This is a genomic window from Pseudomonas sp. CMR5c (assembly GCF_003850545.1).
GTDB classification, from domain to species: domain Bacteria; phylum Pseudomonadota; class Gammaproteobacteria; order Pseudomonadales; family Pseudomonadaceae; genus Aquipseudomonas; species Aquipseudomonas piscis.
The window spans coordinates 6636801-6657325 of the sequence record NZ_CP027705.1 but is presented as its reverse complement, the minus strand read 5'-3'; the positions used below and the strand labels follow the sequence as shown (position 1 = coordinate 6657325).

Annotated in this window: 15 protein-coding genes; 11 read left to right on the top strand and 4 right to left on the bottom strand. The window is 66.5% G+C overall.

The window, feature by feature from the left end; all coding sequences use genetic code 11:
* Positions 1–34: 34 nt before the first annotated feature.
* The 4 genes from C4K40_RS30815 to tssA all read right to left on the bottom strand — a co-directional run bounded on the left by C4K40_RS30815 (position 35) and on the right by tssA (position 3736).
* Entirely contained in the window at positions 35–523 is a 489-nt protein-coding gene (locus C4K40_RS30815) for a type VI secretion system tube protein Hcp (RefSeq protein ID WP_022641870.1), read from the bottom strand.
* Between the two features lie 87 nt (positions 524–610).
* Positions 611–2104, bottom strand: coding sequence for a type VI secretion system contractile sheath large subunit (gene tssC, locus C4K40_RS30810; protein WP_022641869.1), 1494 nt, complete (start codon positions 2102–2104; stop codon positions 611–613).
* A 15-nt stretch (positions 2105–2119) separates the two neighbouring features.
* Complete coding sequence (gene tssB, locus C4K40_RS30805; protein WP_022641868.1) at positions 2120–2635, bottom strand: type VI secretion system contractile sheath small subunit; 516 nt, start codon at positions 2633–2635, stop codon at positions 2120–2122.
* An 81-nt stretch (positions 2636–2716) separates the two neighbouring features.
* A complete protein-coding gene (gene tssA, locus C4K40_RS30800) occupies positions 2717–3736 on the bottom strand; it encodes a type VI secretion system protein TssA (RefSeq protein WP_053133595.1) in 1020 nt (339 codons plus the stop codon).
* Positions 3737–4128: 392 nt separating this feature from the next.
* Between tssA and tagH the strand changes: the two genes are divergently transcribed.
* The 11 genes from tagH (at position 4129) to C4K40_RS30745 (ending at position 20476) form a co-directional block, all read left to right on the top strand.
* Complete coding sequence (tagH, locus tag C4K40_RS30795; RefSeq protein ID WP_053133599.1) at positions 4129–5625, top strand: type VI secretion system-associated FHA domain protein TagH; 1497 nt, start codon at positions 4129–4131, stop codon at positions 5623–5625.
* A gap of 62 nt (positions 5626–5687) precedes the next feature.
* A complete protein-coding gene (gene tssJ, locus C4K40_RS30790; RefSeq protein WP_031320709.1) occupies positions 5688–6197 on the top strand; it encodes a type VI secretion system lipoprotein TssJ in 510 nt (169 codons plus the stop codon).
* A gap of 15 nt (positions 6198–6212) precedes the next feature.
* Positions 6213–7547, top strand: a complete 1335-nt coding sequence (tssK, locus tag C4K40_RS30785; RefSeq protein WP_031320708.1) for a type VI secretion system baseplate subunit TssK — start codon at positions 6213–6215, stop codon at positions 7545–7547.
* Positions 7548–7553: 6 nt separating this feature from the next.
* Positions 7554–8879, top strand: a complete 1326-nt coding sequence (locus C4K40_RS30780; RefSeq protein WP_053133602.1) for a DotU family type VI secretion system protein — start codon at positions 7554–7556, stop codon at positions 8877–8879.
* Positions 8876–12379, top strand: a complete 3504-nt coding sequence (tssM, locus tag C4K40_RS30775; RefSeq protein WP_053133605.1) for a type VI secretion system membrane subunit TssM — start codon at positions 8876–8878, stop codon at positions 12377–12379. The genes C4K40_RS30780 and tssM overlap by 4 nt, the downstream gene beginning before the upstream one ends.
* Positions 12376–13029, top strand: coding sequence for a type VI secretion system-associated protein TagF (tagF, locus tag C4K40_RS30770; RefSeq protein ID WP_022641862.1), 654 nt, complete (start codon positions 12376–12378; stop codon positions 13027–13029). The genes tssM and tagF overlap by 4 nt, the downstream gene beginning before the upstream one ends.
* Positions 13030–13764, top strand: a complete 735-nt coding sequence (locus tag C4K40_RS30765; protein WP_022641861.1) for a PP2C family serine/threonine-protein phosphatase — start codon at positions 13030–13032, stop codon at positions 13762–13764.
* A 2-nt stretch (positions 13765–13766) separates the two neighbouring features.
* Positions 13767–16853 (top strand): serine/threonine-protein kinase, encoded by a 3087-nt coding sequence (locus C4K40_RS30760; protein ID WP_053133607.1) that lies wholly within the window; start codon positions 13767–13769, stop codon positions 16851–16853.
* On the top strand, positions 16853–17569 hold the full coding sequence (locus C4K40_RS30755; protein WP_053133610.1) for an ABC transporter ATP-binding protein: 717 nt from the start codon (positions 16853–16855) through the stop codon (positions 17567–17569). Before C4K40_RS30760 ends, C4K40_RS30755 begins: the two co-directional genes overlap by 1 nt.
* The gene (locus tag C4K40_RS30750) at positions 17569–18771 is read left to right on the top strand and encodes an ABC transporter permease (protein ID WP_053133613.1); all 1203 of its coding nucleotides are present in this window, start codon (positions 17569–17571) and stop codon (positions 18769–18771) included. Before C4K40_RS30755 ends, C4K40_RS30750 begins: the two co-directional genes overlap by 1 nt.
* Positions 18764–20476 carry an SUMF1/EgtB/PvdO family nonheme iron enzyme gene (locus C4K40_RS30745; protein ID WP_053133616.1) on the top strand — a complete coding sequence of 571 codons (1713 nt, stop codon included), beginning with the start codon at positions 18764–18766 and terminating at the stop codon, positions 20474–20476. Before C4K40_RS30750 ends, C4K40_RS30745 begins: the two co-directional genes overlap by 8 nt.
* Positions 20477–20525: the final 49 nt, after the last annotated feature.

Sequence of the window (20525 nt, the reverse complement as noted above, 5' to 3'; positions counted from 1 at the left end):
CCGGGCCGGTTGCCTGCGATGCGGCCGCAGTGGATCAGCGCTTGGTGTTCGAGCGGATGTTCCAGCCGTACTTGATCGGGCCGCCGTCCTTGGTGCCGTCGGCTTTCTGCGGCTGGTACTCGACCGCCACCTGGGCGAAGTTCAGGGTGATGTTTTCGGTCAGGCGATCATCGCTGCCCGAACCGCCGGTGCTCAGGGAAGTGATCAGCACTTCTTCCAGGTCGATGATCATGTACTCGACCTGGCTTTCACCGCCGGCCTTGCGCACGGTCAGGCGCACCTTGTCGATGTGCTTGCCGCTGGAGCAATGCATCATCAGGTTCGGCGAAGCCTTGTCGACGTACTTGGTCAGCGACAGGTCCTGGATGTTGACCTTGCCCGCGCCGCCGCCACCGCCTACGTGCATGTTGCCGGACTGGGACATGCCCCAGCTCCAGTTCAGCACGTCGATTTCGTCCTTGTGGGCTTTGTCCATGGACTCGCCCTTGATGTCACCGATCTTGATGAAAATATCAACAGCCATGTTTTCTCCCTGTGTGGCCCTTGCCACGATGTTTGTTCAGCTTGGCGGCCGCTGCCGGCGTTCGGGCAGTGGCCGCTAGTTGGGGTGTCAGGCGCCTTTTGCCGATGGCAGCTTGGAAACCAGGCGCAGCGAAACGGTCAGTCCTTCGAGCTGGTAGTGCGGGCGCAGGAAGAACTTGGAGTTGTAGTAGCCCGGGTTGCCTTCGACTTCCTCGACCACCACTTCCGCCGCGGCCAGCGGGTGCTGGGCCTTGGTGGTCTCGGTGGAGTGCGCCGGGTCGCCATCGACGTAGTTGAGGATCCAGTCCTGCAACCAGCGCTGCATCTCGTCCTTCTCTTTGAAGGAGCCGATCTTGTCGCGCACGATGCACTTGAGGTAGTGGGCGAAGCGGCAGGTGGCGAACAGGTACGGCAGGCGCGCGGCCAGGTTGGCGTTGGCGGTGGCGTCCGGATCGTCGTACTCGGCCGGTTTCTGCAGCGACTGGGCGCCGATGAAGGCCGCAAAGTCGGTGTTCTTCTTGTGCAGCAGCGGCATGAAGCCGTTCTTGGCCAGTTCCGCCTCGCGCCGGTCGGAGATGGCGATCTCGGTCGGGCACTTCATGTCCACGCCACCGTCGTCGGTGGGGAAGGTGTGCGCCGGCAGGTTCTCTACCTCGCCGCCGGACTCCACGCCGCGGATCCGCGAGCACCAGCCGAAATGCTTGAACGAACGGTTGATGTTCACCGCCATGGCGTAGGCCGCGTTGGCCCAGGTGTACTTGGAGCTGTCGGCGCCGTCGGTGTTTTCTTCGAAGGCGAAGGCTTCCACCGGGTCGGTCTTGGCGCCGTAAGGCAGGCGTGCCAGGAAGCGCGGCATGGTCAGGCCGATGTAGCGCGAGTCTTCCGATTCACGCAGGGAGCGCCAGCCGGCGTATTCCGGGGTGGTGAAGATCTTGGTCAGGTCCCGTGGGTTGGACAGTTCCTGCCACGAGCCCATGCCCATCACGGTCGGCGAAGCCGCGGAGATGAACGGCGCGTGCATGGCCGCGCAGACCTTGGACAGCTCGCCCAGCAGCTCGACATCCGGTGGCGACTGGTCGAAGTAGTAGTCGCCCACCAGGCAGCCGTAGGGCTCGCCGCCGAACTGGCCGTATTCCTCTTCGTACATCTTCTTGAACATCGGGCTCTGGTCCCAGGCCGTGCCCTTGAATTTCTTCAGGGTCTTGTGCAGCTCCGGCTTGGAGATGTTGAGCACGCGGATCTTCAGTTGCTCGTCGGTCTCGGTGTTGTTGACCAGGTAGTGCAGGCCGCGCCAGGCGCTTTCCAGCTGCTGGAATTCCGGGTGATGGATCACCTGGTTGACCTGGGCGGTGAGCTTGGCGTCGATGGCCGCGATGATCGACTCGATCGACTTGATCGCGTCGTTGGACACCAGGTCGGTCTGCGCCAGGGCCTGTTCGGCCAGGGTGCGGACCGCGGTTTCCACGGCTTCGCGAGCGCGTTCGGTCTTGGGCTTGAACTCTTGCAGCAGCAGCGAGGCGAATTCGCTGGCCTGTTCGGTGGCGCCGGGTTGGGCCTGATTGTCACGCATCAATTCGGTCATGATCGTTGGTCCTGATTAAGCGTTAGGCTCGGAGTCCACAGGCTTTGGCGCACTCGCCAGGGCCTGGAGCAACGCCGGATCCTTGATGGCTTTCATGATGATTTCTTCGGCGCCGGTCTTGCCGTCCATGTAGGTCAGCAGGTTGGCCAGCTGGGTACGGGCTTCCAGCAGCTGGTTCAGCGAGTCGACCTTGCGCGCCACCGCCGCAGGGCTGAAGTCGTCCATGCTCTCGAAGGTGATGTCCAGGCTCAGGTTGCCTTCGCCGGTCAGCTCGTTGGGCACGTGGAACGCCACCCGTGGCTTCATCGCCTTGAGGCGCGAGTCGAAGTTGTCGACGTCGATTTCCAGGAACTTGCGGTCGGCCACGGCGGCCAGGGGCTCGGCCGGCTTGCCCGCCAGATCGGCCATGACACCCATGACGAAGGGCAGCTGGACCTTTTTCTCGGCGCCGTAGAGTTCGACGTCGTATTCGATCTGTACCCGGGGCGCGCGGTTGCGCGCGATGAACTTCTGAGAACTTTGCTTCGCCACGTTGTGCTCCTGGTCGCTGCTGCGACGGTGTTGGCGTCGGTCGGTGATTGCCGTTGACGTTACTGTTCGGTCCGTCCGCGATTAGTCGGATTCGGGACCGCGCAGGTTTTCAAATTGGGACATGCCGTCGGGGATCAGATTGCGCACGATGGCCGCGAAGTCGGCGTTGACCAGGTTCTTGGCCCGGTTGAGCAACACCGGCAACGGGCTCGAAGGCTCGTGGCGGCTGTAGTAGGCCAGCAGCCGGTCGAGGCTGCGCAGCACGTCGTCGCGGCTGTTGATCTCCCCCGAAACCCGGGGCTGGGCCGGCGCCGTGGGGGCGCTGGGCTCTTGGCCGGGTGCTGGCTCGACCTCGGCTTCGGCGGGGCTGTCGGCCGCCTGCGGAGCGTGCTGGCCCAGCACCTGCAACGCCAGGCGCAGCGGTTGCTTGAGGGCGCTGAGGTCCACGCCACTGGCGGAGCCGACCTGTTCGCTGACCTGCTTTTCGATGGACTCGACCGCCGAGCGAGCGCTGCTCAAGGCGTGGCGAATGGCATCCAGGTGCTCCGGGTCGCTGTCTTGCAGCGCGCCGGCCAGATGGTCGGAGCCCAGGCTCTCACCGGAAAAGTGCTGCAAGCCGGCCGCATTCAGGGCGGCCCGCACGCTGACCGGGCCGAAGGTCCGGGAACGGGTGAGGATGGCGTCGCGCAGCAGGCCGATGGTGGTATCGGAAGCCAGGCCGGCGAGGGCGTTGATACGGACGGTAGGGTCGTTGTCGTCGTCGGCGTCCAGGCGTGGATGCAGTTGCTCCCAGTAGTCGCGCAACAGGCCGTCGATCAGCTCGAGGCTGGTGGCCAGGCCCGGCAGGCCTTCGAGGGCCAGGGTGCTCTGGAGTAGGAAATGGGTGATGCGCAGGTCCTTGCTGCGAGACAGCAAGTCCAGGCTCTGCTGCTGGATGCCGCGCCACTCCGGCGGTTCGGCCGGAAGGATCGAGTCGCCCATGCTGCGCTCGGGCTGGCCCTGGGCGGACCGCTCCAGATGCAAGAAATCCGCGTCGTATTCCAGGTCTTCGCCACAAGGCGAAGTTGCTGAAATCGCAGCGAGCAACATCGGTACATCCACCTGGTTCGATCTCCCTATCAGCCTGCAGGACAGTCAGGCAGTTAATGCGCTAGTTAATTGTGAACTCGCGCACATTTCTTGGTTTATATAGACTCGTTGATACTAGTGAGCCATCATCCGTGTTCAAGAAGTTGTGCATTTTTGGTGTAGTAGTTGTGCCTTGTCAAGGTAAGCTATTCGGCCTGCATGACAGTGTTATGTCGCCTTTATTGACCCCTTGACCGGTGGGTCAGACTTTGGCGGGAAGAAAGGCTTTTGTCATCTGTGTCGGTTAAGTTGAGCGGACGTGCTGTGAACTGCGCGATTTAAGGGATTTTTGCGGGTTTTTCATCTTTTTACGGAACTTTTTACCCAACGCCGGTTCGCACGCGGAAGTACAGCAAGGAGGCGCGATGTCGCTGTGTTTGACTATCACTAGTTATCATAAGATTACCCCCGGTCAATGCCCTGAGAAACTAATGGACCAGGGAGTGATGGCAATTGGCCGTAGTTCTGATAACGACTGGGTACTTCCCGATCCCGAGCGCTTAGTCTCTGCGCGACATTGCGTCATCCAATACAAGGATGGTCGCTATTATTTGACCGATAACAGTACTAATGGTGTGGAGTTAGTCCGCGCCGGTATCCGCATGCGTCGAGGCGCCAGCGAGCTACTGGAAGATGGCGAAGTCATTCGGATCGGCGATTACGAGATCAGCGCGCGAATCGATTTCAGCATGAGCCGGTCCCAGGCCGAGGCTTTCGCCGGGAACAACGCCAACAGCTTCGAGGCGCTGATGGGCCGCCAGGCGGCGCCGCCGACGCCGATCGAGCCGATCTCCATGGCGCCGGTGGCGCACTTCCAGGGCGCTTCGGCCCAGGACACCTTTCCCGATCTGTTCGACTTCCTGGCCCCGGGCGCGACCCCGCCGGCGACCCAGCCCGACCATGTCCCTGCCGAGCAGCACGACTTCCGGCCGCCGACGCCTACCGCCATTCCCCAGCCGCTGCCCCAGGTGCCGCCGGTGGCGCCAGCGCCCCAAGGGGTGGGGATGATCCCGGAAGACTGGGACCTGTTCGCCGAGACGCCGTCCAGGCCGGTGCCGGTACCGCTGCCCGAGGCCGTCCTGCCAGTGCCGCCGGCGGCGACGCCGTTCCCTGATATCGGCGAGTTCGCCACGCCATTCGAGGAGCCGCAACCGCAACCGCAACCCGTGGCCGTTGCGCCAGTCGCACCTGTTGCACCTGTTGCACCTGTTGCACCTGTTGCCGCCCCGGTCGCTTCGCCGGCCATCGCGCCAGCCAGCGAGCCGGTGCCGCAAACCGACCTGCTGCAAGCGTTCCTGCGTGGCGCTGGCCTGGAGCATTTGCGTATCGATCCGCAACAGGCCGCGGCGCAGATGGAAAGCCTGGGCCGCAGTTATCGGCTGATGGTCGAGGGGCTGATCGACGTGTTGCGTGCCCGCAGTAGCCTCAAGGGCGAATTTCGCATGCAGCAGACGATGATCCGCCCAGTGGAGAACAACCCGCTGAAATTCGCGCCGAATGTCGATGAGGCGATGCTTTTGCTGCTGCGTCACAGCAGCCAGGCGTTCATGGCCCCGGACCAGGCGGTGCAGGACAGCTTCGACGATTTGCGCGCCCACCAGCTGGCGGTCATGGCCGGCGTGGAAGCGGCCATCAAGCACCTGCTCGGGCGTTTCGAGCCCAGCGAACTGGAAGCCCGCATGAGCAAGCCCGGCGGCCTGGGCAACCTCTTCGGCGGTTCGCGCCAGGCGCAGAACTGGCAGCAGTTCACCGCGCTCTACAAGCAGATTTCCCAGGAGGCCCAGGATGATTTCCAGGACCTCTTCGGTCGCGAGTTCAGTCGCGCCTACGAAGAACACACCCACCGGTTGCGCCGCTCCTGAGCGCCCCTGGAAACCCCCAGACACGGATACACGGACAGCTGACACGTCATTGAGGACGCAGGATGATTCAACGATTACTGACATTGGTCGCCATGCTGGTACTGGCGGCTTGTGCCAAGGACACCCCGCCACCAGCGGCCGATCCGGCCAAGGACGGTCCCGGCGCCACTTCGGTGGAGCTGCATTTCCAGGCCACGCCCGGGCTCAATCCCAGCCCTGACGGCAGCAGCACGCCGGTGCGGGTACGGATCTTCGAACTGAAGAACCCGGCGGCCTTCATGCGTGCCGATTACTTCGCCCTGGCGGAACGCGCCCCGGCAACCCTCGGCCCCGACCTGATCGACCAGGATGAAGTGCTGGTGCAGCCGGGCGATCAGTTCACCCTCAAGCGCACCCTGGACCCGGCCACCCGCCAGGTCGGCTTGCTGGTGGGCTTTCGCGAGATCGACCGGGCCCAGTGGCGGGTCAGCGTCAATACCGCGGCACACCTGAACAACGCATATCAGATCAGCCTCGACCTGCGCGCGGTCAGCGCCGAACTCGCGGCGTCCCCATCCAGCCCCGCCCAATAGGCAATCGGAGCAACCATGTCCTGGAACAATCGAGTGGTCTGGTCGGAAGGCATGTTCATTGGAACCCAGCACTTCCAGCAGCACGACCGTTACCTGGAGAACCTCATCGACGCTCGCAGCCGTCCGCTGGCGACCGGCGCCTGGGGGTTTTCCGAGCTGCGTATCGACCAGGGCCTGCTGGCCCAGGGCAAGCTGGCGATCATCAGCGCCCGTGGCCTGTTGCCCGACGGCACGCCGTTCAACATTCCTCATGACGACCTGGCGCCGAGCCCGCTGAGCATCGACGACAACCTGCGCGATGGCCTGGTGTACCTGGCCCTGCCGCTCAAGCGCGCGGGCGCCCGGGACACCGTGGACGAAGGCGAGGAGCTGGGCGGGGCGCGCTACCTGAGCCAGGTGCGCGAGGTGCGTGACGATAACGCCGCCTTCGAAAACCGCGCGCCGGTGGCCGTGGGGTCACGGGCCCTGCGCCTGCTCACGGCCCAGGACGGCTTGAGCGACTACGCCGCCGTCGGCGTGGTGCGGATCAAGGAAAAGCGTGCCGACCGCGCCCTGGTGCTGGACGACAGCTACATCCCGCCGTTGCTGGATGTGGCGGCTTCCAAGCCGTTGAGCGCCTTTCGCAGCGAACTGCTGGGGCTGCTGCACCAGCGTGGCGAGGCCCTGGCCGGACGCGTGGTGGCCTCGGGGGCCGGTGGCGCTTCGGAAATCGCCGACTTCATGCTGCTGCAACTGGTCAACCGCGCACAGCCGTTGATCAGCCACCTGAACCAGATCAGCCCGCTGCATCCGGAGCGCTTTTATAGCGAACTGGTGGGCCTGGCCGGCGAGTTCTCGACCTTTTCCAGCAGCAGCCGACGCCCCTTGGATTTCCCGCAGTACCAGCATGACGAGCTGGCGCTGAGCTACGCCCCGGTCATGCAGGCGCTGCGCGAGGCCCTGTCGATGCTGATCGACAGCAAGGCCACGCCGATCCCGATCGTCGAGAAGGCCTACGGCGTGCACGTGGCGATGCTGGCCGACCGGACCTTGCTGGACAACGCCAGCTTCATCCTGGTGGTGCGCGCCGACGTGCCCGGCGAGACCCTGCGCGGGCGTTTCGCCCAGCAGAGCAAGGTCGGTTCGGTGGAGCACATCCGCGACCTGGTCAACCTGCAACTGCCGGGCATCGGCCTGCTGCCGCTGCCGGTGGCGCCACGCCAGTTGCCGTATCACGCGGGTTCGACCTACTACGAACTCGATCGCGGCAGCGAGCACTGGAAGCAGCTGGCCCATTCCGGTGGTTTCGCCTTCCACGTCGCTGGGGAATTCCCGGGGTTGAACCTGGCCTTCTGGGCCATTCGAGGATAAGTCGCGATGCATCCGTTCGACGATTCGGCAGGGCAGCCGTCCCCGGCCAACGACCGCACCCAATTCATGCCGCGCCCCGGTGGTCGCGCGCCCGAGCCCGGACGCCCGGCAGCCGCTCCGGCGCCCTCGCTGGCGATGCCGGCGGCGCCGCTGGCTTCCGGCCAGGCCCAGGGCCTGAACCCCCTGGAGAGCGCTGCTGGCCCGTTGCTGGCATTGCTCACCCGCCTGCGCAGCACCCTGGCGCATCCGGCGCCGGCCAGCCTGAGGGCGCAACTGCTGGCCTACCTGCGCCAGTTCGAGGAGCGCGCCGAGGCCGCTGGCGTACCGCGCAACGATGTGTTGCTGGCCCGCTATGCGCTGTGTACCGCCCTGGACGAGGCGGTGCTGAGCACGCCTTGGGGCAGCACCAGCGACTGGGGCAAGCAGAGCCTGTTGATCACCGTGCACAACGAGGCCTGGGGCGGCGAGAAGGTGTTCCAGCTGTTGGAGCACTGCCTGCAGAGCCCGCGCGAGCGTTTGTACCTGCTGGAGCTTTTGTACCTGTGCATGTGCCTGGGTTTCGAAGGCCGCTATCGGGTGATGATCGACGGTCGCAGCCAGCTCGAGGCCCTGCGCGAGCGTACTGCGGCGACCATTCGCAGCGCCCGTGGCGAACATGAGCGCGAGCTGTCGCCCCACTGGCGCGGAGTGACCGTGGCCCGGGACCGCCTGGCCCAGTTCATGCCGCCCTGGGTCGGCATCGCCATCGGTGTGGCGTTGCTGCTGGCCTTGCTGTTCGGCCTGCGCCTGAAGCTGGCGGCGGATGCCGAGCCGGTGTTCAAGAATATCCATGCCCTGGGCGAGATCCCGGTGCAGACCCTGGACCGTCCGGTGATCCAGCCCAAGGTGGTGGAGCGTCCGCGCCTTTCCGGGTTCCTGGCCGACGATATCCGTGCCGGGCGCGTGGCGGTGGAAGACACCGCCGACCGCTCGGTGGTGACCATCCGTGGCGACGAGCTGTTCGCTTCCGCCAGCGCCAGCATCCGCGACGAGTACCAGCCGTTGATGCTGCGCATCGCCGATGCCGTGCGCAAGGTCAAGGGCCAGGTACGGATCACCGGCCATAGCGACAATCGGCCGATCGCCACCCTGCGCTTCCCCTCCAACTGGAAGCTGTCCCAGGCCCGCGCCGAATCGGTGCAGGAGATCCTCGTGGCGAAGACCGGGCAACCGGCACGCTTCAGCGCCGAAGGCCGCAGCGATACCGAACCGCTGGCCACCAATGCCACTGCCGAAGGGCGGGCGCGTAATCGTCGGGTAGAAATCAGCGTATTGGCGGAGGGGGTCGAGTGAAGGCGTTTTTCAGTTTTGTGATTCGCTGGGTGATCCCGCTGCTGGGCCTGATCGCCCTGAGCCTGATCATCTGGTTCATCGGCCCGCTGCTGGAGTTCCTGGTGCCGGAAGGCCGGCGCTGGGCGCTGATCATCTTCATTTTCGCGGTGTGGATCGCCTACCGGGTGTTTCGCATCATCCAGGCCCGCCGGCATGCGGCCAAGGTCTTGCAGAGCCTGGCGGCCGACACGCCACCGGACCCGGACAGCCTGGCCACCGCCGAGGAGCTGGCGGCCCTGCGCCAGCGCATGGACGAGGCCCTGGTGCTGCTGAAGAAGGCCAAGCTCGGCGGTGACGAGAGGCGCAACCTCTACGAACTGCCGTGGTACGTGATCATCGGTCCGCCCGGCTCGGGCAAGACCACCGCGCTGGTCAACTCCGGCCTGCATTTCCCCCTGGCGGCACAATTGGGTGCCGGCGCCGTGCGTGGTGTCGGCGGGACGCGCAATTGCGATTGGTGGTTCACCGACCAGGCCGTGCTGCTGGACACCGCCGGCCGCTACACCACCCAGGACAGCCATGCCAACGTCGACAAGGCGGCCTGGCTGGGCTTTCTCGACCTGCTCAAGACCCAGCGTTCGCGGCGGCCGATCGATGGCGCCTTCGTGGCCATCAGCCTGTCCGACCTGCTGCTGGGCAGTGAAGCCGAGCGAGCGGCCCATGCGGCGGCGATCCGCCTGCGGATCCAGGAGCTGTACACCCAGCTGGGCGTGCGCTTCCCGATCTACCTGATGCTGACCAAGCTCGACCTGGTGCCGGGCTTCATGGAGTTCTTCGACTCCCTGAGCAAGGAAGAGCGAGCCCAGGTCTGGGGCATGACCTTCGCCCTGGACGATGGCAAGGGCAGCGACAGCCCCCTGGCGCACCTGCCGGCGGAGCTGGCGGCCCTGGAGCAGCGCCTCAACGAACGCCTGGTGGAGCGCCTGCAACAGGAGCGCGACCCGGCGCGGCGCGACCTGATCTACGGCTTCCCGCAGCAGTTCGCGGCGCTCAAGGAGTCCTTGCAGGGCTTCCTCGAAGGCGTGTTCAAGCCCAATGCCTTCGAAGAGCGGGTGCTGCTGCGCGGGGTGTACTTCACCAGTGGCACCCAAGAAGGCAGCCCCATCGACCGCCTGATCGGCGCCATGGCCCAGAGCATGAACCTGGACCGCCAGCACCTGGCGCGCCAGACCGGCACCGGCCGCAGCTACTTCATCGAGAAGCTGTTCAGTGCCGTGGCTTTCGCCGAGCGCGGGCTGGTGGGGGTCAACCCCAAGGTCGAGCGTCGGCGCAAATGGATCGCCCGTGGCGCCCTGGCCGCCAGCGTGGCCCTGGTGCTGGTGGTCGGCACCCTGTGGATCGTCAGTTACCGGGCCAACCAGAGCTATATCGCCCAGGTCGACCAGCGCGTGGCGCCGGTGCGCCAGGGCGTGCAGAACCTCAGCCCGGCCCAGCGCGATGTGCTGGCGGTGCTGCCGCTGCTCAACGCGACCCGCAACCTGGCCGGCGATGCCCCGGGCTGGGCCGAGGGTCTTGGCCTGTACCAGGGCGATATGCTCGAGGCCGAGTCCGCCAGCGTCTATCGCAAGCTGTTGGTGGCGGTGTTCGCCCCACGGTTGATGACCCGCATCGAAGAACAACTGCACAGCGGCGGCAACTCGGACTTCCTCTACGAGGGGCTCAAGGCCTACCTGATGCTGGCTGACAACGAGCATTACGATGCCGACTTCATCAAGGCCTGGATCACCCTGGACTGGGACCAGACCCTGTCCCGCGAGCTGCCGCCCGACCAGCGCCAGGCCCTGACCGGGCACTTGCAGGCGTTGTTCGAGAAGCATCCGCCCAATGCCCGCCTGGACCAGCGCCTGATCGACGACCTGCGTCGCCAGCTGCAGCAGTTGCCGGTGGCCCAGCGGGTCTACGACCGGGTCAAGCGCGCCAAGCTGCCGGCCGGCGTGCCGGACTTTCGCCTGAGCGAAGCCGGTGGCCGCGATGCGGCGCTGGTGTTCACGCGCAAGAGCGGCAAGCCATTGAGCGAACCCCTGAGCGGGCTGTTCACCGCCAAGGGTTATCGCGAGGGCTTCCTGCTGGCCAGCGTCAACCAGGCCGGCACCCTGGCCGAGGAGCAGTGGGTGCTGGGCCGCGACCAGGCCGAGCAGCAGAACGTCGCCAGCCTGGCCGCCGATGTGCGCCGCCTGTATTTCCAGGACTACCTGCGCCAGTGGGACGCGCTGCTGGCCGACATCGACTTCGTGCCGATCACCAGCGTGGCCCAGGCCGCCGACGTGCTGCGGATCATCTCCGGTCCCACCTCGCCGTTGAAAAAACTGCTGGTGGCGGTATCCAGGGAAACCGACCTGCAACAGGAAGAACGCCTGCTGGCGGCCCAGGGCCAGAAGGTCGAGGGCGGGGTCGACCAGCTCAAGCAGCGCCTGGGTTCGCTCCTGGGCCAGGAGCAGGCAGCGGGTCCGGCGGCCGTGGCCAGCGAAGACCCGGTGAGCCTGCACTTCGCCGACCTGATCAGCCTGGTGAGCAAGGGCGAGGGTGAGCCGGCGGCCATCGATGGCCTGCTGGCGGACATGAACGCCCTGTACGTGCAGGTCAGCGCCATGGTCGGCGCCAGCGGCGATGCGCTGCTGGGCGAAGCCAAGAACCAGGCCAGCGCCGCCGCGGCCCGGGTCAGCCTGACCGCCGCGCGCCAGCCGCCAGTGGTCCAGGGATTGGTCAAGTCGGTGGTCGGTTCCACCACCAACACCATGATGGGCGGGGTGCGCAACCAGTTGAACGCGGCCTGGGTCAGCGAGGTGGTGAATGTCTACCGCCAGTCCCTGAGCGGGCGCTACCCGATGTCGCCGGGCAGTTCGCGGGATGCGACCCTGGAGGACTTCGGCCAGTTCTTCGGTGCGGGCGGGGTGATGGACAGCTACTTCCGCAAGTACCTGCAGCCCTACGTCAACACCTCCACTGCCACCTGGAGCTGGCAGCCGGGAGCGGCGCAGAAGTTGGGGATTTCCCCCGGGGTGTTGCAGACGTTCCAGCGTGCTTCGAACATCCGCGATGCGTTCTTCCGCTCCAGCGGCGGCACCCAGCCGGCCGTGCGCTTCGAGCTCAAGCCGGTGGAGATGGACGCCAATATCAGCCAGTTCCTGCTCGACCTGGATGGCCAGCAACTGAGCTACGACCACGGCCCGAGCCGGCCGGTGGCCATGCAGTGGCCGAACCCGGGAAGCATCGGCGTGGTGCGCCTGTCGATCATGCCGCCGTCGGCCAGCGGGCGTTCGGGGATCACCCTGGACGGCCCTTGGGCCTGGTTCCGCCTGCTGGAGCAATCGGACCTTTCCGCCACCAACTCGCCGGACCGCTTCAACCTGCGGTTGCGGGTCGATGGCGCGAGCATTTCCTATGAGCTGCGTGCCAGCAGCGCCTTCAACCCGTTCAAGAGCCGGGTGCTCAGCGGCTTCAGCCTGCCGGAGCGGCTATGACGGCGCCCGGCCTGTACGGCAAGCTGGCCAGCCGTGGCGACTTCGTCAGCCGTGGCCTGCCGCAGAGCTTCATCGGCCCCTGGGACAGCTGGCTGGCGGCGGGTTTGCTGGCCAGCCAGAACGCCATGGGCGAGCACTGGCTCAACGCCTACCTGGTCAGCCCGTTGTGGCGTTTCGCCCTGGCCCCGGGCCTGTGCGGGCCCCAGGCGGCGGTCGGGGTGGTGATGCCGAGCATCGACCGGGTCGGGCGCTATTTCCCCCTGACGGTCGCCGCGCTGCTGGAGCCCGGCGAAGACCTGGCCTCGCTGGTGAGCGGCCCGGACCAGTGGTTCGAACAGGTGGAGGAGCTGTTGCTGGCAACCCTCGACGAGGGCGCCAGTTTCGAGGCTCTGGAAGAAGGCTTGCAGGGCCTGGGGGCGCCGCTGGCGTCAGCGCGTGCCGAGGGCAGCCATTACGCCGGCCTGCAACGGTTCTATGTCAATGATCCGCAGGCCCGGGGGACGGTACTGGCCGCCCTGGCCCTGGACGGGTCGAGTGTCTGGTGGGGACGTGGCTCGCAGTACATCAGTCCGATGCTGCTGCGTTGCCAGGGGCTGCCGCCAGCCAGTGATTTTGGGCAATTTCTGCTCGGGCAAGAGGGTGCCGTCTAAATGCGTTCAGCGCCACAACTGTCCTATCAGTCCGCCAGCTACAGCCATGTCGGCATGGTGCGGAAAATCAATGAAGACGCCTGGCTCGAAGCCCCGGAAACCGGCCTCTGGCTGGTGGCCGACGGCATGGGCGGGCACGCCGCCGGCGACTACGTCAGCAGCCTGATCGTCGATAGCCTGCGCGCGGTGCCGGGCGGCGACAGCCTGGAACACTACGTCGCGGCGTTGCGCAATGCCCTGGCGGCGGTGAATGCCGCGGTGCGCGAGGAAACCGCCAACCGTGGCGTGACCATGATGGGCAGCACCGTGGTGCTGCTGGCGGTACGCGGCGACCAGGCGGTGTGCCTGTGGGCTGGCGACAGCCGCCTGTACCGGCTGCGTGACGAGCAACTGGAGGGCATCTCCCGGGATCACAGCTACGTCCAGGACCTGCAGGACAGCGGCCTGCTCAGCGAGGCCGAGGCGCGGGTTCATCCGCGGGCCAACATCGTCACCCGTGCCATTGGTGTCGAGGCCCAGCTGGAGTTGTCCCAGGTCGACCTGCAAGTGCAGGCCGGCGATACCTTCCTGCTGTGCAGCGATGGCCTGAACAAGACCGCCGAGGACTTCGAGCTGCGCGACGTGCTCAGTCACAACGAGCCCAATGATGTGGTGCGCAGCCTGATCCACCTGGGCCTGACCCGGGGTGCGCCGGACAACATCACCGCGATCGTGATCAAGGCCGCAGGACACTGACCATGGACATTCTGATTCCCGGCTTCGATATCCAGGGCGAGATTGGCGAAGGCGCCATGGCCAGCGTGTACCTGGCGACCCAGCGCTCCCTGGAGCGCAAGGTGGCGCTCAAGGTCATGGCTGCCTCGCTGGCCGCCGACCCGAGCTTCTGTGAGCGCTTCCTGCGCGAGGGCAAGACCCTGGCGCGGCTGTCCCACCCGCACACCGTGACCATCCACGACATCGGCAATGTCGGCGAGCTGTACTACATGGCCATGGAGTACCTGCCCAACGGCACGCTCAAGGAGCGCATCGCCGCCGGGCTGACCCCGGAGCAGGGCCTGACCTACATCCGTCAGATCGCTTCGGCCCTGGGTTATGCTCACGCCCAGGGGTTGGTGCACCGTGACGTCAAGCCGGCCAACATCCTGTTCCGCGCTGATGGCACGGCGGTACTCTCGGACTTCGGCATCGCCAAGTCCCTGGATGATCGCACCCAGTTCACCCAGGCCGGCTTCGCCGTCGGCACTCCGAGCTACATGAGCCCCGAGCAGGCCCGTGGCCAGGACATCGACGGCCGCGCCGACCTCTATGCCCTGGGCGTAGTGCTGTACGAAATCCTCGTCGGCAAGCTGCCGTACAACGGCACCGATGCCTTGTCCACGGCCCTGGCCCACCTCACCGAACCGTTGCCCGAGCTACCGGTGCACCACGGCCGCTACCAGCACATCCTGGGCAAGCTGCTGGCCAAGGACCCGGCGGAGCGCTACCCGGATGCCGCAGCCTTGCTGGCGGCCCTGGACAACCTGCCGGCGGCGGCCCCGGAGGTCGAGGCGACGCTGATCCAGCCGTTGCCCTTGCCACCCCTGGAGGTGCCCGCGGGCAACGACCTGGCCGGGCTGACCCCGGTCTCCATCGAAATTCCCCGGCAGGCCCCGCAACCGGCCCCGCGCCAGGAGCCGCGTCCGGAACCTGTGGCGCAGCCGCAGCGCGTCTCCAGCCTGCCGCCCCAGGGCGCCGAGCCGACCGGGCAGCGGCGTGGCCCGGTGCTGGCCCTGGCCGGCGTGGCCGTGGCGGTAGCCCTGGCCGTGGCTGGTGGTGGCTATTGGTGGTTGTCCGGGGACAGCCCGCAGCCAGCGTCCAAGACCGTGGCCGGCACCCCGGCCTCCGGTAGCGGCAGCACGCCCAGCGTGGCGCCGCCGGTGAACCAGCCGGTGGCGAGCGATGCCGATGGCGGCCAGCGGCCGTTGCTGATGGCGGGCAAGAAGACCCTGTTCCAGCGAGTGCTGAGCAAGCCTGGGGCGAGTTTCTCCAGCGAGCCCGGAGCTGCCCCGGGCGCGGCGGTGCCGGCGTTCTCGGTGCTGTACGTGTACCAGCGCAAGAGCCTCGACGGCCGCACCTGGTTGCGCCTGGGCGCGGCCAGCGATGGTCGCAGCGCCGGTTGGCTGCCTGAGGACCAGGTCAGCGACTGGAAGCAGAGCCTGGTGCTCAAGTTCACCGAGCGCTCCGGGCGTGCGCCGGTGATGTTCGTGCGCCAGGCCAGCCAGTTGGAACGCCTGCTGGCCGATCCTGCGGCGGCCAAGAACCTGCTGCTCAATGCGCAGAAGAATCCCCAGGACGACCAGCAGGTGCTGGCCCTGGAGCCCAATGCCAGCGCGGTGCCCCAGGACCAGTTCTACCTGCTGCCGATCTTCGACGCCAAGGAGAGCTTCGACGAGAACGGCCAGCCGGTGCAGTTGCTCAATGTCGCTTCCATCGACCCGGGCAACAGCCCACAGAGCATCAGCGACAGCGCCGGCAAGCGCCTGCCGGTGAATACCGCGCCAGCCGCCGGTGACGCGTTCCGCACCGCCGTGGTGCTGGTGGTGGATACCTCGGTGTCGATGCAGCCCTACATCGACCGGGTCCGCGATGTGGTGCATGAGCTGCAAGGCAAGCTGGCCGCGCGCGGCGAGCTGGACAGCGTCAGCTTCGGCCTGGTGGGCTTTCGCAACAACATCAAGAAGACCCCGGGCCTTGAGTATGTCGCCAAGACCCTGGTGCCCCTGGACCAGGGCCGCGATCCCCAGCGGTTCCAGGAGCTGGTGAGCCAGGTCAAGGCCACCAGCGTGTCCAGCCACTCGTTCAACGAAGATGCCTTCGCCGGGATCATGCAGGCAGTGGAGGGCATGGACTGGAAGGGCTACGGTGGCCGCCTGATCCTGCTGGTCAGCGATGCCGGCGCCCTGCGCAAGAACGATCCCTACAGCCGGACCCAGATGAACGAGGCCGAAGTGCGCCAGGCGGCCCTGGGCAAGCAGATCAAGATCTATGCCCTGCACCTGCGCTCCGATGCCGGCAAGAAGAACCACGCCCAGGCCGAGACCCAATACCGGGTGCTGACCGCCGACGCCAACCCGAAGATCGGCGACCTGTACATCCCGGTACCCGGTGGCGACGTGGGCAAGTTCGGCGAGCGGGTCGACGAGATCGGCACGGTGTTCGCCGACCTGGTGCATCAGGTGCGCAGCAACCAGGAGCAGGCCGTCCCGCTGCTGGCGGCGAGCCCGAGCATCGCCGAGAAGTCGGCGGCCATCGGCTACGCCATGCACATGGATTTCCTCGGGCACAAATCCGCCAGCCAGGCGCCGCAACTGGTCAGCGCCTGGACCGCCGACCGCGACCTGACCAACCCGGCGCTGCCGGCGTTCCAGGTCTGCGTGATGCTCACCAAGCTGCAGCTCAACGACTTGCAGCAGTCGCTGAAATTGATCGTCGACGCGGCGCGCAAGACCCAGACCTCGCCCAAGGATTTCTTCCAGGAAATCGCCAGCGCCAGTGCCTACATGAGCCGCGACCCGGCAGCCCTGCGCAAGGGCGGCAATCTCGCCGATGGCGGCGTGCTGGGGGAATACCTGGAAGGCCTGCCGTATCGCAGCAAGTCGCTGAACATGACCCAGGACCTGTGGTTGTCGTTGAGCGTGGCCGAACAGGAAGACTTCATCGACGAACTGGATTCGAAGATCCGTCTCTACGAGACCTTCCACAACGACCTGGCCAACTGGGTGCGCTTCGGCGATGCCGAGCCGGGTGATGCCCTGTACCGCGTTCCTTTGTCGACCCTGCCCTGATGCTGAACCTTCTGGATGTGCGCAAGAGCCGCGGCGAGGGACGCCAACGCTACAGCCTGGTGATCCCCAGGCTGCAATTGCGCGCGGGCGACCAGTTGGCGGTGGTGGGCCCCAGCGGCTGCGGCAAGAGCACCTTGCTCGACCTGCTGGCGCTGGTGCTGGCCCCGGATTCGAGCCGGCGCTTCGATTTCGCCCCGGACCGGGAAACCCTCGATATCGCCGGGATCTGGAAGCAGGCCGGGCACAGCGCCCTGGCCGAGCTGCGTAGCCGACACCTGGGTTATGTGCTGCAGACCGGCGGCTTGCTGGGGTTTCTCGATGTGCGGGGCAACATCAGCCTGCCGCGCAAGATGCTGGGCCTGGCCGACGAAGGCATTCCCCGGCGCCTGGCCGAGCGCCTGGAGATCGTCGACCAGCTCCACAAGAAACCCGCCGACCTCTCGGTGGGCCAGCGCCAGCGGGTCAGTTGCGCCCGGGCCCTGGCCCATGGTCCGCAGGTGCTGCTGGCGGACGAACCGACCGCGGCCCTGGACCCGTTGAATGCCCAGCGGGTGATGCAACTGCTGGTGCAACAGGCGCGGGACCAGCAGCTGTGCTGCGTGGTCGCCACCCACGATGAACCGCTGGCGCGGGCCAATGGCTTGCAGATCCGGCGTATCGCCTGCCAGCGCGATGTCGATGGCGGCGTGACCGCGACCCTCGGGGAGGCGTGCTGATGCGTGCAGCCCTGATCGCGGCGCTGGCCTGGCAGGACTACCGGGCCGATACCTGGCTTTCGGCCTGCTCGGTGCTGGCCCTGGTGGCGGTGATCGCGCCGTTGCTGGTGCTGTTCGGACTCAAGTTCGGCCTGGTCAGCAGCCTGACCGAGCGCCTGGAGAAGGACCCGGCGGTGCGCGAGGTCATCCCCTTGGGTGGTGGTCGCTTCAATGCCGCGTTCATTGCCGAACTGCGCCAGCGCCCGGACGTGGCGTTCGCCTTGCCCAGGACCCGGCAGATCGCCGCCACGGCGGAGTTGGCGCGAGGCGAGGAGGATGTTGGCCTGACCGTGGAAATGCTGCCTACCGCGCCTACCGACCCCTTGCTGGGGTCGTTGCCGGCATTGCAAGGCATGAACGGGGTGGTGCTCAGCCGTACCGCCGCCGAGAAACTCGGGGCCCGGCCTGGGGATTGGCTGCAGGCCAGTTTCGGCCGCCAGGTGGCCGGGCGCAGCGAGGTGCAGCGGACCCGGGTCCAGGTCGAGGGCGTGTTGCCCCTGGAGGCTTTTGCCCGCGATGCCTTGCTGGCGCCGCTGGAGTTGCTGGAGGCCGCCGAGGACTATCGCGACGGCCGTGCGGTGCTGGCCATGGGCTGGGCCGGTGGCGCCCCGACCCAGGCCGGGCAGCGGGTGTACCCGGCGTTTCGCCTGTATGCACGCAGCCTCGACGATGTCGAGCCGCTGCGCCGCTATTTCGCCGAGCGCGGCCTGCTGGTGTCGACCCAGGCCCAGACCATCGCCCAGGTGCAGTCGTTGAGCCGCAACTTGTCGATCGTGTTCTGGATCATCGCCGGGCTGGCCCTGGCCGGGGCTTTCGCGGCGATCTTCGCGGGCGCCCTGGCGGCGGTGGAGCGCAAGCGCCGGGAGCTGTCGGTGCTGCGCCTGCTGGGTTTTTCCACCGGGGCGCTGTTGCTGTTCGTGGTGGCCCAGGCGCTGTACAGCGCCGCTTTCGCCGCCGTGCTGAGTGGCGTGTTGTATGCCTTGGCCCAGGCCGGGCTGAATCATTTGTTCATGCAGGTGCCGGGCGAGTACGCCAGCCATCTGCTGCCGGGCCACTTCGGCCTGGCCCTGTTGGCGACGCTGGGCGTCAGCACCCTGGCCGCCGCGCTGGGCGGCTGGCGGGTGGCGCGCATTGAAGCCTGTGAAGGAATTCGCGATGTATAAGTTGATCAGCGCCGTGCTGGCCATGACCCTGGCCGGGGGCGCGTGGGCCGATGAACCCGGCAACAAGATGGATAACCCCAAGCCCCTGGCCGGCGATGTCAGCCTGCCGTTGCCATGCGATGGCGAGATGGTGTTCCGCTACGTCTACGTGCTGGCCCAGGGCACCCTGGATGACCGCGAGATCAACCTCGGCTATCCCTTCGCCGAGGGCGAGAGCGGCTACCAGCAGTCGTTCATTTCCGGCTACCGGCGGGACTACATCAACGGCCAGTTCACCCTCAAGGACTTGCCGGGCCCCTGGGCCAAGACCATCGGCCCGCTGCTGCCCAAGGCCGGCACCGGGGTGCCGCTCAAGCCGATGATGTACTTCATCGGCAAGTACGAGGTCACGGCTCGCCAGTACGCCCAGGTGATGGCCCAGGCCCAGTCCCTGGCCAGTGGCGAGCCGGCTCCGGCCTGCGAGGCGCCGGAGGGCATGCAGGGGCGCCTGCCCAAGGTCAAGCTGTCGCGCTTCGAGGCCGAGCGCTTCGCCGCTGTGTACAGCGCCTGGCTGATGAAGAACCATCGCGATCTGCTGCCGGTCAGCGGGCGTGGCGGCTCCGCCGAGGACGGCGGCCTGGGCTTCGTGCGCCTGCCCACCGAAGTGGAGTGGGAATACGCTGCCCGTGGCGGCCAGGCGGTGAGCCGCCAGGAGCTGGAAGGCCGGCTGTTCCCACGGCGCGTGGAGGGCAGCGAGAGTGATGGCCCGCTGGGCGATTGGGCGGTGTTCAACCAGGTGGCTGGCGGTACCGGCCAGGCGGCACGACTGATGCCCATCGGCACCAAGCTGCCCAACCCCATCGGCCTGTTCGACGTGATCGGCAACGCCGCGGAGATGGTCCAGGAGTCCTTCCAGCTGGTGCACGCCGGCCGGCGCCAGGGCACCTATGGTGGTTTCGTGGTCAAGGGCGGCAACTACCTGGAGGGCGAGGGCACGTTGTTCACCGGCATGCGTCGCGAATATCCGTTGTTCGCCGCCGACGGCACCGAGCAGAGCAACGAGACCACCGGCTTCCGGGTGGCCATCGGGGCGCTGTCGGCGCCGCGCTCGCGCTACAAGGAACTGTTCGCCCAATGGCAGAAGGAAGGGCGCCTGGCGTCCCTGACCGACGCCATCGACGACGCCCAGGACCCGACCAAGCGCCTGGACAGCATCATCGCCGCCAGCGTCGACCCACGGCTACAGGCCGAGCTGGGGCTGGTCAACGAAGAGCTCAAGCGCAACGTTTCGCTGATCGCCCAACAGCGCGAGGAAGCGGCGGGCAACCTGATCCAGTCCTCGGCGCTGGTGGCCGAGACGATCAACAACTACAACATTCGCCTGACCAACCTGAAAAAGAGCCAGCAGCAAGCCCTCGATGCCAAGGACGAGCCCAGCGCCAAGCTGTTCGCCGAAGCCATCGACAACGGCCGCAGCGCCCTGGACGGGGCGGTGGCGATCTATATCGACAACCTGGCCACGGGCACCCGTTACACCGACGCGGTGATCCAGGCGCAATTTCAACGGATCAAGGAAGAGCTCAATCGCAAGCCGGTGCTCGGCAAGAGCCTGGTGACGCGCGCTACGTTATTCGTTCGCCATGTCGGGGACTACCGCCAGAAACAGCGGGCCGACCCGGCGACGATTTTGAAGGAACTGCTCGCATCGACCGGTCAGAAGTCGTGACCGGCCGCTGTCTGTCGAGCCTGGAGGATCTCGGACGACCTTGAGTCGC

Coding starts and splice junctions, on each gene's coding strand:
- C4K40_RS30815 (WP_022641870.1), bottom strand. CDS start 523: ATGGCTGTTGATATTTTCATCAAGATCGGTGACATCAAGGGCGAGTCC.
- tssC (WP_022641869.1), bottom strand. CDS start 2,104: ATGACCGAATTGATGCGTGACAATCAGGCCCAACCCGGCGCCACCGAA.
- tagH (WP_053133599.1), top strand. CDS start 4,129: ATGTCGCTGTGTTTGACTATCACTAGTTATCATAAGATTACCCCCGGT.
- tssJ (WP_031320709.1), top strand. CDS start 5,688: ATGATTCAACGATTACTGACATTGGTCGCCATGCTGGTACTGGCGGCT.
- tssK (WP_031320708.1), top strand. CDS start 6,213: ATGTCCTGGAACAATCGAGTGGTCTGGTCGGAAGGCATGTTCATTGGA.
- C4K40_RS30780 (WP_053133602.1), top strand. CDS start 7,554: ATGCATCCGTTCGACGATTCGGCAGGGCAGCCGTCCCCGGCCAACGAC.
- tagF (WP_022641862.1), top strand. CDS start 12,376: ATGACGGCGCCCGGCCTGTACGGCAAGCTGGCCAGCCGTGGCGACTTC.
- C4K40_RS30765 (WP_022641861.1), top strand. CDS start 13,030: ATGCGTTCAGCGCCACAACTGTCCTATCAGTCCGCCAGCTACAGCCAT.
- C4K40_RS30760 (WP_053133607.1), top strand. CDS start 13,767: ATGGACATTCTGATTCCCGGCTTCGATATCCAGGGCGAGATTGGCGAA.
- C4K40_RS30755 (WP_053133610.1), top strand. CDS start 16,853: ATGCTGAACCTTCTGGATGTGCGCAAGAGCCGCGGCGAGGGACGCCAA.
- C4K40_RS30750 (WP_053133613.1), top strand. CDS start 17,569: ATGCGTGCAGCCCTGATCGCGGCGCTGGCCTGGCAGGACTACCGGGCC.
- C4K40_RS30745 (WP_053133616.1), top strand. CDS start 18,764: ATGTATAAGTTGATCAGCGCCGTGCTGGCCATGACCCTGGCCGGGGGC.